The organism is Geothrix sp. 21YS21S-2, from assembly GCF_030846775.1.
Taxonomy (GTDB): domain Bacteria; phylum Acidobacteriota; class Holophagae; order Holophagales; family Holophagaceae; genus Mesoterricola.
In genome coordinates this window covers 3,963,005-3,977,300 of the sequence record NZ_CP132910.1, presented here as the reverse complement: position 1 = coordinate 3,977,300, position 14,296 = coordinate 3,963,005, and the positions used below count along the sequence as shown (strand labels likewise).

12 protein-coding genes are annotated in these 14,296 nt (G+C 70.4%); 5 read left to right on the top strand and 7 right to left on the bottom strand.

The genetic code is table 11. The features are described from left to right. Entirely contained in the window at window positions 1-1,149 is a 1,149-nt protein-coding gene (locus RAH40_RS17580; protein ID WP_306598895.1) for an efflux RND transporter periplasmic adaptor subunit, read from the bottom strand. A gap of 254 nt (window positions 1,150-1,403) precedes the next feature. Here RAH40_RS17580 and ilvB point away from each other — a divergent pair, with 254 nt between their 5' ends. The 5 genes from ilvB to RAH40_RS17555 are packed head-to-tail and all read left to right on the top strand — an operon-like array spanning window position 1,404 to window position 7,866. Further along, the gene (gene ilvB / locus RAH40_RS17575) at window positions 1,404-3,137 is read left to right on the top strand and encodes a biosynthetic-type acetolactate synthase large subunit (RefSeq protein WP_306598894.1); all 1,734 of its coding nucleotides are present in this window, start codon (window positions 1,404-1,406) and stop codon (window positions 3,135-3,137) included. Window positions 3,138-3,145: 8 nt separating this feature from the next. Continuing rightward, window positions 3,146-3,661 carry an acetolactate synthase small subunit gene (ilvN, locus tag RAH40_RS17570; RefSeq protein ID WP_306598893.1) on the top strand — a complete coding sequence of 172 codons (516 nt, stop codon included), beginning with the start codon at window positions 3,146-3,148 and terminating at the stop codon, window positions 3,659-3,661. Window positions 3,662-3,673: 12 nt separating this feature from the next. Then, a complete protein-coding gene (gene ilvC / locus RAH40_RS17565; RefSeq protein ID WP_306598892.1) occupies window positions 3,674-4,699 on the top strand; it encodes a ketol-acid reductoisomerase in 1,026 nt (341 codons plus the stop codon). Between the two features lie 31 nt (window positions 4,700-4,730). Continuing rightward, window positions 4,731-5,627: a LysR family transcriptional regulator gene (locus tag RAH40_RS17560; RefSeq protein WP_306598891.1), complete on the top strand. Its 897-nt coding sequence runs from the start codon at window positions 4,731-4,733 to the stop codon at window positions 5,625-5,627. Between the two features lie 52 nt (window positions 5,628-5,679). Beyond that, complete coding sequence (locus tag RAH40_RS17555; protein ID WP_306598890.1) at window positions 5,680-7,866, top strand: carbohydrate binding family 9 domain-containing protein; 2,187 nt, start codon at window positions 5,680-5,682, stop codon at window positions 7,864-7,866. On the opposite strand, the gene RAH40_RS17550 is transcribed toward RAH40_RS17555, so the two are convergent. The 6 genes from RAH40_RS17550 to RAH40_RS17525 all read right to left on the bottom strand — a co-directional run bounded on the left by RAH40_RS17550 (window position 7,844) and on the right by RAH40_RS17525 (window position 14,226). After that, complete coding sequence (locus RAH40_RS17550) at window positions 7,844-8,575, bottom strand: bifunctional 2-polyprenyl-6-hydroxyphenol methylase/3-demethylubiquinol 3-O-methyltransferase UbiG (protein ID WP_306598889.1); 732 nt, start codon at window positions 8,573-8,575, stop codon at window positions 7,844-7,846. The two genes, RAH40_RS17555 and RAH40_RS17550, sit on opposite strands and share 23 nt — an antisense overlap. A gap of 15 nt (window positions 8,576-8,590) precedes the next feature. Then, window positions 8,591-9,178 carry a 3-isopropylmalate dehydratase small subunit gene (gene leuD / locus RAH40_RS17545; protein ID WP_306598888.1) on the bottom strand — a complete coding sequence of 196 codons (588 nt, stop codon included), beginning with the start codon at window positions 9,176-9,178 and terminating at the stop codon, window positions 8,591-8,593. A gap of 7 nt (window positions 9,179-9,185) precedes the next feature. Next, the gene (leuC, locus tag RAH40_RS17540) at window positions 9,186-10,592 is read right to left on the bottom strand and encodes a 3-isopropylmalate dehydratase large subunit (RefSeq protein WP_306598887.1); all 1,407 of its coding nucleotides are present in this window, start codon (window positions 10,590-10,592) and stop codon (window positions 9,186-9,188) included. Then, complete coding sequence (gene leuB / locus RAH40_RS17535) at window positions 10,589-11,668, bottom strand: 3-isopropylmalate dehydrogenase (protein ID WP_306598886.1); 1,080 nt, start codon at window positions 11,666-11,668, stop codon at window positions 10,589-10,591. The genes leuC and leuB overlap by 4 nt, the downstream gene beginning before the upstream one ends. 12 nt (window positions 11,669-11,680) lie before the next feature. Further along, complete coding sequence (locus RAH40_RS17530) at window positions 11,681-13,225, bottom strand: 2-isopropylmalate synthase (protein WP_306598884.1); 1,545 nt, start codon at window positions 13,223-13,225, stop codon at window positions 11,681-11,683. 92 nt (window positions 13,226-13,317) lie between these two features. Continuing rightward, window positions 13,318-14,226, bottom strand: a complete 909-nt coding sequence (locus RAH40_RS17525) for a hypothetical protein (protein WP_306598883.1) — start codon at window positions 14,224-14,226, stop codon at window positions 13,318-13,320. Between the last annotated feature and the right edge of the window lie 70 nt (window positions 14,227-14,296).

The window sequence follows — 14,296 nt, the reverse complement described above, 5'->3', positions numbered from 1 at the left end:
TCACTTTTCCTGGGGGGCCGGGCTGGGATCGTTGGCGGGCGTGACGCGGTTGTCCACCTTGATCGGGGTGCCGTTGCGCAGCTTCATGCCGCCGCTGGTCACCACCTGGGCCCCCGGTTCCAGCCCCTTCAGGATGGCCACCTGGTCGCCGCGGGTGGGGCCGGTGGTCACGAAGGCCTGCTGGGCGTGGAGCCCGCCCTGGCCCTGCACGGCGAGGAAGACGATCGAGCCGTAGGGGTTGTAGGTCACCGCGGTCTGGGGGAGGGTCAGGTAGGAGGCCGGGGCGCCTTCCTCCAGGGTGACGGTGGCGAACATCCCCGGCACCAGGGCCTGGCCCGGGTTGGCGAAGGTGGCCTCCACCTGGACGTTGCGGGTGCCGCCGTCCACCTTGGGGTTCACGGTGGTCACGCGCCCGGCGAAGGTGCGGCCCGGGTAGGCGTCCAGGGCCAGGGCCACCTTCTGGCCGGGCTTGACGCGGCCCATCTCCCGCTGGGGCAGGGCGAAGTCCACGAAGACCTGGTCCAGCTGCTGCAGGGTCACCACGGCGGTGCCCGGCGTCACGTAGGCGCCGGGGCTGGTGGCGATGATGCCCACGCGCCCCGCGAAGGGCGCGGCGAGCCGCTTCTTGGCGGCGGCGGCCTTCAGGGCCTGGGCGGAGGCGTCCTTGGCCTTGAGGTCGGCCTCGATGGAATCGTAGTCGGCCTGGCTGATGATGCGGGACTGCATCTGCTCCTTGGCGCGCCGGAAGGTGACCCTGGCCAGGTCGGCCGCGGCCTGGAGGGCGCGGTACTGGGCCTGCTCGGCCTCGTCGTTGAGCGAGACCAGCAGCTGCCCCTCGCGGGCGGTGGCGCCCGCGGCGGCCTCCACCTTCACCACGACCCCGGGCACCTCGAAGGCGAGGTCGGCGCCGCGGATGGCCCGCACCGTCCCCACCGCGCTGAGGGCCGGCTGCCACCTTTCCAGGCGGGCCTCGCCGGTGGTCACGCTCTGCGGGGGCTCGTGGCCGCCCTGCAGGCTGCGTCCGATCATGACGTTCCTGAACAGGTTGAAGCCCGCCAGGAGCCCGAGCAGGAGTCCCAGGGCCAGGAGCATGATCACCATCCTCCTGCGGGTGCTGGGGGGGGCATCCATCGTGGTATCGGTAGCCATGGAAGGTCTCCTGGGGTGGGAAAGAGCATGCCGGACGGGTCGTTCATCCGGCGGTTGATCATTGTAGGTGATTCAATCGGTCGGATAAATGGTTATAACTACCCTTTCTGCAGGGAATGATTCTCAACTTATGAAGACGTCCACCTCCGTAAACGGCGGCGGCCCACCCCAGCCCCGCCAATAGGTCTATTCCAATTCTGAAAGTACCCAGTAATTCATTGGGGGTCGGAGCGGGTCTCGTCTATTCCTGGAAGATGGAACGCCCTCCCCAGCCCCCCACCTCCGCCTCCGCCTCCGCCAAGGTGGAGCTCTCCGGCGCGAAGATCATCTGGGAGTGCCTTGAACGGGAAGGCGTGGACGTGGTCTTCGGCTACCCGGGGGGCACCATCCTCCCCACCTACGACGCCATGGTGGACGCCAACGTCCGCCACGTCCTGGCCCGCCACGAGCAGGGCGCGACCCACATGGCCGACGGCTACTCCCGGGCTTCGGGCCGCACCGGCGTGGTCATCGCCACGTCCGGCCCGGGCGCCACGAACCTCGTGACGGGGCTGGCCACGGCCATGATGGACTCGGTCCCCCTGGTGGCCATCACGGGCCAGGTGTCCGGGCCCCTGCTGGGCACGGACGCCTTCCAGGAGGTGGACGTCACCGGCGTGACCATCCCCATCACCAAGCACAACTACCTGGTGCGCGACCCCCGGGACATCGCCCCGGCCCTGCGCGAGGCCTTCGCCCTGGCCCGGTCGGGCCGGCCCGGCCCCGTCCTGGTGGACATCACCAAGGACGCCCAGACCCGCACCGCCCTGTTCGACTGGGAGGCCGCGGCGCCCCGCCGCCACCTGCGCCACGTGCCCCCGCCCGTGCCCGAGGAGCTGCTGGCCAGGGCCGTGGCCATGATCCAGAGCAGCCGGAGGCCGCTGATCCTGGCCGGCCACGGCATCACCCTCAGCGGCGCCAACCGCGCCCTCGTGGAGTTCGCGGAGAGGGCCGGGATCCCCGTGGCCGCCACCCTCCTGGGCCTGGACGCGTTCCCCCCGGGGCACCCGCTGTTCCTGGGCTTCATGGGCATGCACGGCTCCCCCTGGACCAACCTCGCCATCCAGGAGGCGGACCTGCTCATCGCCCTGGGCATGCGCTTCGACGACCGGGTCACCGGGGACCCCGCCACCTTCGCGCCCCACGCCCGCAAGATCCACGTGGAGATCGACGCCACCGAGGTGGGCAAGAACATCCCCGTGGACCTGGCCCTGCTGGGCGACCTCAAGGCCGTCCTGGACCGCCTCGTGCCGCGGACCCCCGTCCTGGAGACCGGCCCCTGGCTGGAGACCCTGGACGGCATGAAGGCCCTGTTCGATTCCCCCCAGTGGCCCCGGGTGCGCAAGGGCGAGGGCATGAGCCCCGTGGACGTGCTCCGGGAGCTGCAGACCCAGGCGCCGGGCTCCGTGATGGTCTCGGACGTGGGCCAGCACCAGATGTGGGAGGCCCAGGTCATGCGCCACCAGCGGCCCCGCACGCTGATCACCTCGGGCGGGCTGGGCACCATGGGCTTCGCCCTCCCCGCGGCCATCGGCGCCAAGATCGCCTGCCCCGACGCGGAAGTCTGGGTGGTGGCCGGCGACGGCGGCATCCAGATGAACTCCCAGGAGCTCATGACCCTCACCCAGGAGGGCCTGAAGATCGACATCGCGGTGCTCAACAACTTCAACCTGGGCATGGTGCGGCAGTGGCAGACGCACTTCTACCAGGACCGCCGCTCGGCCTCGACCCTCACGATCAGCCCCGACTTCCCCATGCTGGCGCGGGCCTACGGCCTGCGCGGCGCCCTGGCGCGCACCCCGGAGGAGGCCGCCGAGGCCATCCGGGAGGCCCGGGCGAGCGCCACCTCCACGCTCATCGAGTTCCAGGTGGACCCGGAGGCCAGCGTCTACCCCCTCATCCCCCCTGGCGCGCGCATCCAGGACATGATCCACGAACCCCCGAGCTAGGAGGAGCCATGCTGAGGATCTTCATCGCCATCACCGACAACGAGCCCGGGGTCCTGGACCGCCTGGCCTCCACCTTCCGGCGCCGCGGCTTCAACATCCACAGCCTCACCGTCAGCCCCACCCTGGACCCGGCCGTGAGCCGGTTCACCCTCGTCACCGACCTGGACGACAAGGCCGCCCGGGCCGCCAAGAACTTCCTGGAGCGCCTGGTGAACATCCACAGCGTCGTGGACGTCACCGGCGCCACGCCCCTGCTGCGCGACACCGTCCTCCTGCGGGTCGCGGCCACCGGGGCCACCCAGGCCGGGCTCTTCCAGATCGCCAACCTCTTCCAGGCCGAGATCCTCGACGTGGGCGCCGACAGCATGGTCATGGCCAGCTCCGGCAGCCCCGAGCGCATCGAAGCCTTCATGACCTCCCTGCGCCCCTACGGCCTGCTGGAAATGGGCCGCACCGGCGCCGTGGCCATGCAGCGGTGCGCGGTGCAGGCCGCCACCTCCCTCGAGACCGCCGTCTCCTTCTGAAAGGTTCCCGCCATGGCCAAGCTCTACTACGACGACGACGCCGATCTCGGCCTCATCCGGGGGAAGCGGATCGCTGTCCTCGGCTACGGATCCCAGGGCCACGCCCACGCCCAGAACCTCCGCGACAGCGGCGCCCTGGTGCGCATCGGCCTGCCCGCGGGGTCCAAAAGCCGCGCCAAGGCCCAGCAGGACGGCTTCGAGGTGCCCGAGCCCGCCGAGGCCTGCGCCTGGGCCGAGGTCATCATGGTGCTCACCCCCGACACCGGCCAGGCCGCGCTCTACGATTCGGCCATCAAGCCCGCCCTGACCGCCGGCAAGACGCTCATGTTCGCCCACGGCTTCAACATCCGCTACGGCCTCATCGTGCCTCCGGAAGGCGTGGACGTGAGCATGATCGCCCCCAAGGGCCCCGGGCACCGCGTGCGCGAGGTGTTCGTGGAGGGGGGCGGCGTTCCGGCCCTGGTGGCCGTGCACCAGGACGCCTCGGGCACGGCCAAGGCCTTCGCCCTGGCCTACGCCAAGGCCCTGGGCGCCACCCGCGCCGGGGTGCTGGACACCACCTTCACCGAGGAGACCGAGACGGACCTCTTCGGGGAGAAGGCCGTGCTCTGCGGCGGGGTGTCGGCCCTGGTGAAGGCCGGCTTCAAGACCCTGGTGGACGCGGGCTACCAGCCCGAGATCGCCTACTTCGAATGCTTCCACGAGCTCAAGCTCATCGTGGACCTTATGTACCGGGGGGGCCTCACCTACATGCGCCACTCCATCAGCGACACCGCGGAATACGGCGACTACACCGGCGGCCCCCGGATCATCAACGACGAATCCCGCGAGGAGATGAAGAAGATCCTCAAGGAGATCCAGGACGGCTCCTACGCCGAGGGCTGGATCAAGGAGAACCGCACCGGCCGGAACTGGTTCGAGGCCCAGCGGGCCTCGGAAAAGCAGGAGCCCATCGAGAAGGTGGGCCGCGACCTCCGCAAGGCCATGCCCTTCCTCGATCCGGTGGATATGCTCGCTCCCTCGGAGGCAAAGGTATAACCTAACCCCTTGGGGGAGGGTTTGGGGACCGATGGACTTTCCGGAACTGGAAGTGCTGATCAGCCTGGCGCAGGAAGGGAGTTTCTCCCGGGCGGCGGAGAAGCTGAACCGTTCCCAGCCGGCGGTCAGTCAGGCCCTGCGCCGTCTTGAGGACGAGCTCGACACCCCCCTCCTGGACCGGTCGAGCCGGAAGGTGACCCTCACGGCCTCGGGTTCGGCGCTGCTGGACTATGCCCTGCGCATGGCCCAGCTGCGCCAGGACGCCTTCCACACCCTGGAGAACCTGCGCCACTTCAAGCGCGGAGTGCTGCGCCTGGCGGCCAACGAGAGCGTCAGCGGCTATGTGCTGCCCCCCCTGGTGCGGGCCTTCCGGAGGGCCTACCAGTCCATCAAGATCGAGGTGGCCCACTGCCCCTCCTCCGGGATCCCCGCCCTGCTCATGGACCAGGACGTGGACTTCGGGTTCCTGTCCTACGCCCCGGTGCACAAGGACCTCACCACCCGGCTCCTCTTCCGGGACGAGCTGGCCCTGGTGCTGTTCCCCGGGCACCCCTTGGCCTCCCACAAGGTGGTCGACCTGGAGCAGCTGGGCCGGGAAAGCTTCATCGCCCACCACGCCCAGACCCCCACCCGCACCCACCTGCTGGACTTCTTCGCCCGGGAGCGGGTGCCCCTGCGCATCGTCATGGAGCTCTCCAACCTGGAGACCATCAAGGACTTCGTCAAGGCCGGGGAGGGCATCGCCCTCATCCCCCGCATGTGCGTCAAGCAGGAGCTGGAATCCGGCGAGCTGGTCTCCCCCCCGGTGAAGGGGATGGCCATCGGACGCGACGTTCGCATCGTGTACCGCACCTCCAGGTCGCACTCCATCGCGGGCAAGGCCTTCCTGGAGATGGTGGGCAGGGAGTTCCCCGGGCCGCAGGCGTAAACCGCCGGGAGGGGTCGGGCGTAACCCGCCTGATTGCCCACGGATGTGATCTTTGCGAAGCCTTGTCCCCAGCCTTCTGTTCCTGGTGGTCCTCGCCCTGCCCGGCCTTGCGGCCGCCCCAGAGCTGCGTCCGGTGCGCCTGGACCACGGCCCCGTCCTCACCGGCGATCTGAGCGACCCCGCCTGGGCGGGGGCCAGGCTCCCCACGGGGGCCTTCGGCACCTACAACCCCATGCGCGGCAACCCCATGCCCCAGGAGACGGAGGTCTACCTCGCGTACGACGCCGAGGCGCTGTATGTCGGATTCAGGTGTCATGACACGGAACCGGACCGCATCAAGGCCAGCCTGAGCAAGCGGGACGACCTGTGGAACGACGACTGGGTGGGCTTCTCCCTGGACACCTTCGGCACGGGCCACAACGCCCTCCATTTCTTCGTGAACCCCCTGGGCATCCAGGCCGACGCCCTGGATTCCGTGAACGGGGGCGAGGACCCGGCCCCGGACTGGGTGTGGGAGTCCAGGGCGAAGCGGCAACCCGACGGCTACACCGTGGAGGTCCGCCTGCCGCTCAAGAGCATCCGCTACCAGAGCGGCAGGGACGTGCGCATGGGCGTGCTCTTCTGGCGGCGCATCAGCCGTTTGGGCATGAGCGGGTCCTGGCCGGCCATGGCCCCGGGGCAGTGGGTGTACCAGACCCACGCCGCCCTGCGCTTCCCCTCCCTGGACGCGCCGCTGCGCCTGGAGGTCCTGCCCTCGTTCACCCACAGCCGCTCGGAACAGCAGACCCGGCCCGGCCAGTGGACCCGCACGGACACCACCAACCTGGGCATCGGGGTGAAGGCGGGCCTCACCTCGTCCGTGACGGCCGACCTCACCTGGAAGCCCGACTTCAGCCAGGTGGAATCCGACGCCTTCCAGTCCGAGGTGAACCTGCGCTACCCCGTCTTCTACGCGGAGAAGCGGCCCTTCTTCATGGAATCCATGGGGATCTTCAGCCTGGCCGGCGCGGGCAACAACGACGCCAACATGCAGGTGCCCGTGCACACCCGGCGCATCGCGGACCCCCTGTGGGGCGCCAAGGTCACCGGCGACACGGGTCCGGTATCGTTCGGCGTGCTGGCCGCGGGGGACCGCGCCCCGGGGGCGGCCTGGGACGGCGAGGTGAACCCGGACCTGGGACGCCGAGCCGTGTTCTCCATCGGACGCGCCCTCTACGGCTTCGGACGCGGCTCCTACGTGGGAGGCATCTACAGCGGCCGGGAGTTCGCCGGCACCTACAACCGGGTCGGCGGCATGGACTTCTCCTGGCAGGTGGCGGGCCGCCACACCTTCGCGGGCAACCTGCTCCAGACCTGGTCCACGGCGCCCGGCACCCGGGTCCCGGCACAGGGGGAGGGGCACCTCCTCTCCTACAACTACAGCACCCGGCCCCTGGACTTCTCGGTGACCTCGGAGCACTACGGGGCCGACTTCCGCATGGACACCGCCTTCTACAACCGGGTGGGCATCGACCAGGAGACCGCGTACCTGGGCCCCAACTTCCACCCGAAGTGGGCCTGGGCCCCCTGGATCATCAAGGTCAATCCCTTCCTCTACACGATCATCACCCGGGACAACGCCACGGGCCTCACCGACCAGCTCTACCTGGCGGCGCTGCGGCTTAACACGACCCGGTCCGGCAGCCTCCGCCTGGATGTGCAGCGGTGGCGGGAAGGCTGGATGGGCCGCTACTTCCACAAGACCGTCTACCGGATCCAGGGCTCCGCCCAGGCCACCTCCTGGCTCAACCTGGGCGGCAGCCTCCGCGCCGCCGACGACATCTGGTACGCCTCGCCCACGCCCTACCAGGGCCACGTGGCCACCGCCAGCCTCGACACCGTCCTGCAGCCCACCGACGAGCTGCGGCTGACCGTGAACCTCTACCGCACCCGGATGACGGACCCGGACACCGGCGCGCAGGTCTTCGACGTGCGCACCACCAACACCCAGCTCACCTACCAGTTCAACAGGTTCTTCTTCCTGCGCGCCATCGCCCGCACCGACACCTTCCGGCGCCGCATGCTCACCGACTACCTGGCCTCCTTCACCCTGGTGCCGGGGACCGTGCTCTTCCTGGGGTACGGGGAGGTGCGGGACAAGGCCGAGTGGCGGGAGGAGCGCTGGCAGCCGGGAGGGGCGCGCTACGAGACCATGAACCGCGGCCTCTTCTTCAAGCTCAGCTACCTCTGGCAGAGCTGAGCACCCACCCGGCCGATGACTCCAGGAATGGCGACCCCGCCTCGTCCACGAGGGGCGCGTCCGGCAGGAAACCGGCCTCGCGCAGGAGGCGGGCCGCGGCTTCCGGGCGGATGCGGCGGTGCCGCACGAGGCTGGTGACCGGTTCCCCGGCGGTGGGGGTGAACCGGGTCTCGAAGGTGGCCAGGGTGTCGGAGACCACGGTGCGCCGCCGCTCCAGGACGCCGGCGGCGGTGCGCAGCACGGGCAGTTCGCGGACCCCGGCCGCCGCATCGTGGACCGCCTGGATGACGAAGCGCCCCCCGGGCTCCAGGATCGTTCGCACCTGGCGGAAGAAATCCAGCCACTCCGCCTCCTCCAGGAGGTGGGGCAGCGTCTGGCCCAGGCAGGTGACGAGCCGGAAGCGCGCGGAGCCCACGGCGCGGGCGACGTCCAGCATGCCGGCCTCATGCCAGACGGCGTCCAGGCCCGACTCCCGGGCCCTGAGGCGGGCCACCTCCAGGAAGGCGGGTTCCAGGTCGAGCCCGTGGGCGACGCGGCCCCGGGCGGCCAGGGCCCGCACGAGGCTTCCCGTGGCGCACCCCACGTCCAGCGTCCGGGTCCCTTCCGGGGCCAGGGCGAGGGCGAGGTCCACCCGCGGCTGGCGCAGGGGGAAGAGGTCCTCCCAGATGGAGGCAAGCAGGGCCCAAGGGGGAAGATCAGCGGCGCTCATGGCCACCACTCTACCCTAGAGCCAGGCGGACTCCGCCTTTCTCCGGGCCTCGAAGGCCTCGATAGCGGGCAGGCGGTGGAGCGTCGTCTCGATCTCGTCCAGGCCCTCCAGGAGGGCGGTGCGGCCCCAGGGCTCGCAGGTGAAGGCCCAGGAGGCCCCTCCCTGGGCGAGCGTGAGCGTCTCCAGGTCCACGGTGACGGGCCCGGGGTTGGCGGCCAGGGCCTCCAGGGCGGCGGGCTCCACCACGGCGGGAAGCAGGCCGTTCTTGAAGGCGTTGGTGCGGAAGATGTCCGCGAAGGAGGGGGCCAGGATCGCCCGGAAGCCGAAGTCCATGAGCGCCCAGGGGGCGTGCTCGCGGCTGGAGCCGCAGCCGAAGTTCGGGCCGCCCAGGAGGATCGTGGCGCTCCGTCCCGGTTCCCGGTTCAGCACGAAGGCCGGGTCCTCGGACCCGTCCTCGCGGTAGCGCAGGTCGTTGAAGAGGTGCTTCCCGAGGCCGCTCCTGAGGATGGTCGTCAGGAACTGCTTGGGGATGATCAGGTCCGTGTCGATGTTCTCGCGGATGAAGGCGGCGGCGGTCCCGGTGTGGCGGATGAAGGGATTCATGGCTGCCTCACAGGAATTCGCGCACGTCGGAAAGGCGCCCCCGCACCGCGGCGGCGGCGGCCATGGCGGGGGAGACGAGGTGGGTGCGCCCCAGCCTTCCCTGCCGGCCCTCGAAGTTGCGGTTGCTGGTGCTCGCGCACCGCTGGCCGGGTTGGAGCCGGTCGTCGTTCATGGCCAGGCACATGGAGCAGCCGGGTTCGCGCCACTCGCAGCCCGCCTCCCGGAAGACCCGGTCCAGGCCCTCCGCCTCGGCCTGGGCCTTGACGAGCCCGCTGCCGGGCACCACCAGCACCTGCACGCCGGGGGCGGCCCTGCGGCCCCGGAGGACCCCGGCGGCCTCCCGCAGGTCGGACAGGCGGCCGTTGGTGCAGGAGCCGATGAACACCACGTCCACGGCCAGGTCCCGCAGGGCCTGCCCCGGCCGGATGCCCATGTACTCCAGGGAGCGCTCCACGCGCCGTTCCTTCTCCTCCGTCGCGGCCTCCCCCGGCAGCGGGGCGCGGCCGGTGATGCCCGCCACCTGCTCGGGGTTGGTGCCCCAGGTGACCTGGGGCTCCAGGTCCGCCACGTCCAGGACGTGCTCGCGGTCGAAGGGGGCGCCGGGATCGGAGGGGAGGGCGCGCCACTGGCGCAGGGCCTCCTCCCACAGGGCGCCGGCGGGGGCCATGGGGCGACCCGCGAGGTAGGCGAAGGTGGTCTCGTCGGGGGCCACCAGCCCGGTGCGGGCGCCGGCCTCGATGGCCATGTTGCAAAGTGTCATGCGCCCGTCCATGCCGAGCCCGCGCACGGCCTCCCCGGCGAACTCCAGGGCGGAGCCGGTGCCGCCGGCCATGCCGATGTCGCCGATGATCCGGAGTATCAGGTCCTTGGCCCCGGTGCCCCTGGGCAGGGCGCCCCGCACGAGGATGCGGAAGTTGCGGGCCCGCTTCTGCACCAGGGTCTGGGTGGCCAGGACGTGCTCCACCTCGCTGGTGCCGATGCCGAAGGCCAGGGCCCCGAAGGCCCCGTGGGTGCTGGTGTGGCTGTCCCCGCAGACCACGGTGCTGCCGGGCAGGGTGAAGCCCTGCTCGGGGCCGATGATGTGGACGATGCCCTGGCGGGGGTCCAGGAGGGGGATGTAGGGGATGGGGCAGGCGGCCATGTTGGCCTCCAGCGTCTCCACCTGGAGGCGGCTGGTGGGGTCCTGGATGCCGGCGATCCCCGAGGCCCGCTCCCGGGTGGGAACGTTGTGGTCGGCCACGGCCAGCGCGGCCTGGGGACGGCGCACGGCGCGGCCCGCCATGCGCAGGCCCTCGAAGGCCTGGGGGCTGGTCACCTCGTGGACCAGGTGGCGGTCGATGTAGAGCAGGGCCGTGCCGTCGCCCAGCTCCTCCACCACATGGCTTTCCCAGAGCTTGTCGTAGAGCGTCTTCATGCGGGGGTCCCCAGCAGCAGGTTGCCGACGTTCAGGCGCACCATCTCGGCCAGGCCGCGGGTGCTCATGGTGTTGCGCTCGCACTTGAGGTCCGGCGTGCCGTAGCCCCCGTCCAGGGTGCGGCCCACGGCGGCCTCCAGGGCGGCGGCCTCCGCCTCCAGGCCCAGGCTGTGGCGCAGGAGCATGGCGGCGCTGAGGATGGAGCCCAGGGGGTTGGCGACGCCCCTGCCCTTGATGTCGGGGGCGGAGCCGTGGACGGGTTCATAGAGCCCGACCTTCCCGCCCAGGCTGGCGCTGGGGAGCATGCCCAGGCTGCCGGTGAGCACGGAGGCCTCGTCGCTGAGGATGTCCCCGAAGAGGTTGTCCGTGACCACCACGTCGAAGGAGGTCGGCCGGGTGACGATGGCCATGGCGCACGAATCCACGTACTGGTGCTCGAGCGCGACCTCGGGGTAGGCCTGGGCCACCTCCTTCACCACCGCCCGCCACAGCAGGCTGGATTCCAGGACGTTGGCCTTGTCCACGCTGGTGACCTTGCGCCGCCGGCCCATGGCCAGCTCGAAGGCGACCCTGGCGATGCGCTCCACCTCGTACCGGGAATAGGCCAGGGTGTTGGTGCCGGTGTCGGCCGTGAGGCTCCGGGGCTCGCCGAAGTAGAGGCCCCCGGCCAGTTCGCGCACGATGACCAGGTCGGTGCCGCGCACGACCTCGGGCCGCAGGGGCGAGGCGTTCACCAGGGCCGGGTGCAGGAAGGCGGGACGGATGTTGGCGAAGGCGCCCAGGCCCTTGCGCAGGGCCAGGAGGCCCTTCTCGGGCTTCTCGGCCGCGGGCAGGGCGTCGTGCTTCGGATCGCCCACGGCGCCCAGGAACACGGCGTCCGAGGCGAGGCAGCCCTCCAGGGTCGGGGCCGGAAGCGGCGTTCCGCAGGCGTCGATGGCCGCGCTGCCGATGGGCAGTTCGAGGAACTGGAAGGTGTGCCCGGCGAGCCTGGCCACCTGTTCCAGGCAGGCCACGGCCTCCCGGGCGACTTCGGGACCGATCCCGTCCCCGGGCAGTACAGCGATGCGGGCGCGCATGGAAACTCCTGGTCAGGCGTGGGTGCTGGTCATGGACTCCCGGCACGACCGGGCCAGGAGGACCTTGTTGATGGCGTCGAGGTAGGCCTGGGCGCTTCCGTGCACGATGTCGGTGCTGGCCGCCCTGCCCGTGAAGATCCCCTCGGGGAACTTCACCCGCACGTGCACCTCGCCCTGGGCGTCGGCGCCGCCGGTGACGGAGTGCAGGCGGAAGTCCCGGATCTCGCCCTGGAGCCCGGTGATGCGGTTGATGGCCTCGCACACGGCGTTCACGGGGCCGTCGCCCGAGGCCGTCTCGGTGGTCTCGCCGCCTGCGCAGGCCAGCGTGACCAGGGCCGTGGCGATGGAGTTGGTGCCGGAGTTGGCCTGCACCGCCACCAGGCGGCAGGTCTGGGGATCCTCGGTGATGCCGTCGTAGAGGAGGGCGATGAGGTCCTCGTCGAAGATCTCCCGCTTGTGGTCCGCCAGGTCCGTGAAGAGCTTGTAGACCCCTTCCAGGGTGCCCTTCTCCAGGGGGTAGCCCAGCTCCTCGTAGCGCTGCTTGAGGGCGTGGCGGCCGCTGTGCTTGCCCAGCACCAGGCTGCTGGTCTTCACGCCCACGCTCTCGGGGGTCATGATCTCGTAGGTCATGGGGTTGGCCAGCATGCCGTGCTGGTGGATGCCGGACTCGTGGGCGAAGGCGTTCTTGCCGACGATGGCCTTGTTGGGCTGCACCTGCACGCCGGTGATGTTGGAAAGGATCTGGCTGGTGCGGTACAGCTCCTGGGTGACGATGCCGGTCTCGAAGGGGAAGTGCTCCCCGCGCACGCGCAGGGCCATCACGACCTCCTCCAGGGAGGCGTTCCCGGCGCGCTCGCCGATGCCGTTGACGGTGCACTCCACCTGCCGGGCCCCGGCCTCAAGGGCGGCCAGGGTGTTGGCCACGGCCAGGCCCAGGTCGTTGTGGCAGTGGACGCTGATGACGGCCTTCTCCAGGGCCGGGACCCGCTCGCGCAGGGAAAGGATCAGGTTCCGGTACTCCTCGGGGAAGGTGTAGCCCACGGTGTCGGGGATGTTGATGACGGTGGCGCCCTCCTCCAGGGCGACGGCCACCACGTCGGCGAGGAAGGCCAGGTCGCTGCGGCTGGCGTCCTCGGCGCTGAACTCCACGTCCCTGCATAGGGAGGCCGCGCGGCGGACGCCCTCACGGGTCATGGCCAGCACCTCGGCCCGGGTCTTCTGGAGCTTGTGGGCCATGTGCAGGTCGGAGGTGGAGACGAAGGTGTGGATGCGGGGGCGCGAGGCCTCCTTGAGGGCGGCCCAGGCGCGGTCGATGTCCAGGGGCAGGGCGCGGCAGAGGGCGGCGATGACCGGGCCCTTGACCCGCCTGGCCACGAGGCTGACGGCAGCGAAGTCCTCCTCGCTGGCGACGGGGAACCCGGCTTCGATGACGTCCACCTTGAGCGCCGCGAGCTGGAGGGCCATGCGCAGCTTTTCCTGGGGCTGCATGCTGCAGCCGGGGCTCTGCTCCCCGTCCCTCAGTGTGGTGTCGAAGATGGCGATGTGCTGGCGCGTCATGGGACCTTCCGGTCTAGGAAAATTCCATTACGCGTCCCGGCCCCCCCCTGCGTCCATCAGTATTCGGATTCCTTGGGTTCCAATAAATCTATTCAATGCTGGGAACCCGGCCTCAGGAGCACCCAGGGCTCCCCGCACTGCCCCAGGAAGGCCAGGGAGTAGGCCCGGAAGAAGACCGCCACCGGCAGGAACACCACGGAGCTGACATAGGGCAGGCCCGCCAGGCAGCAGGTGAGGCAGGTCCCCACCAAGACCGCGACGCCCGCGGCGATGGAGAGGACCAGCTTCAGGAGATAGAAGAGCACGAAGCTGCCGCCGTTGCCCGGAACCAGCTCGCGCCACCAGACCCCGAAGCCCTCGGCCACGGTGGTTCCCCGCAGGTACATCACCGGCACCACGAAGTCCCGGAGGACCTGGCCCACCAGCATGGCCGCGAGGCCCAGGGGGAGGATGATGGCGGCGGCGGCGAGAATGCCCTTGACGGCCTGGAGCCCGAACTCGAAGTCGGCCGCGCCGGCCCCCGCGATCCGCCAGCCCGCGTAGCTCCCGAAGGCCACCAGGGCGAGCCCTGCGGCCTGGAGGACCAGCAGGAACACGAAGACCCGGTTGCCGTGCTCCCGGTACCGGTTCCAGGGCTCGGCCACCCGCCCGCGATCGTTCACCACGTTGTCCAGGAACAGGAACTGGCCGCGGGCCCCCAGCCAGGTCAGGAGCACCAGGAAGGCCAGGACCAGCACCCCCAGGGCCGCGACCAGCCCGAGGTGGGCCAGGAGCCACAGGCGGACCTCGTCCAGGCCCTCCAGGGGCGAGGCGGCCTTCGCCGCGGAGCCGAAGCCCCGGAAGGGCCTGCCCGAGGGGGCGTTGAGGCCTCCGCCGCCGAGGAGCGCGGCGAGGAAGGAGGTGAAGCCCATGACGCACCACTTCCCCAGGGAGAAGGGGTCGAACAGGAGTTTGCGGGTCCATTCGAAGGACCGCTGGATGGCATCGGTGGCCGAAAGCATCGTGAGCCTCGTCTTTCTCGGATTTCGCTGAGCCGATTGTGACAGAACCCGGGGTTGGATCTAGAATCGG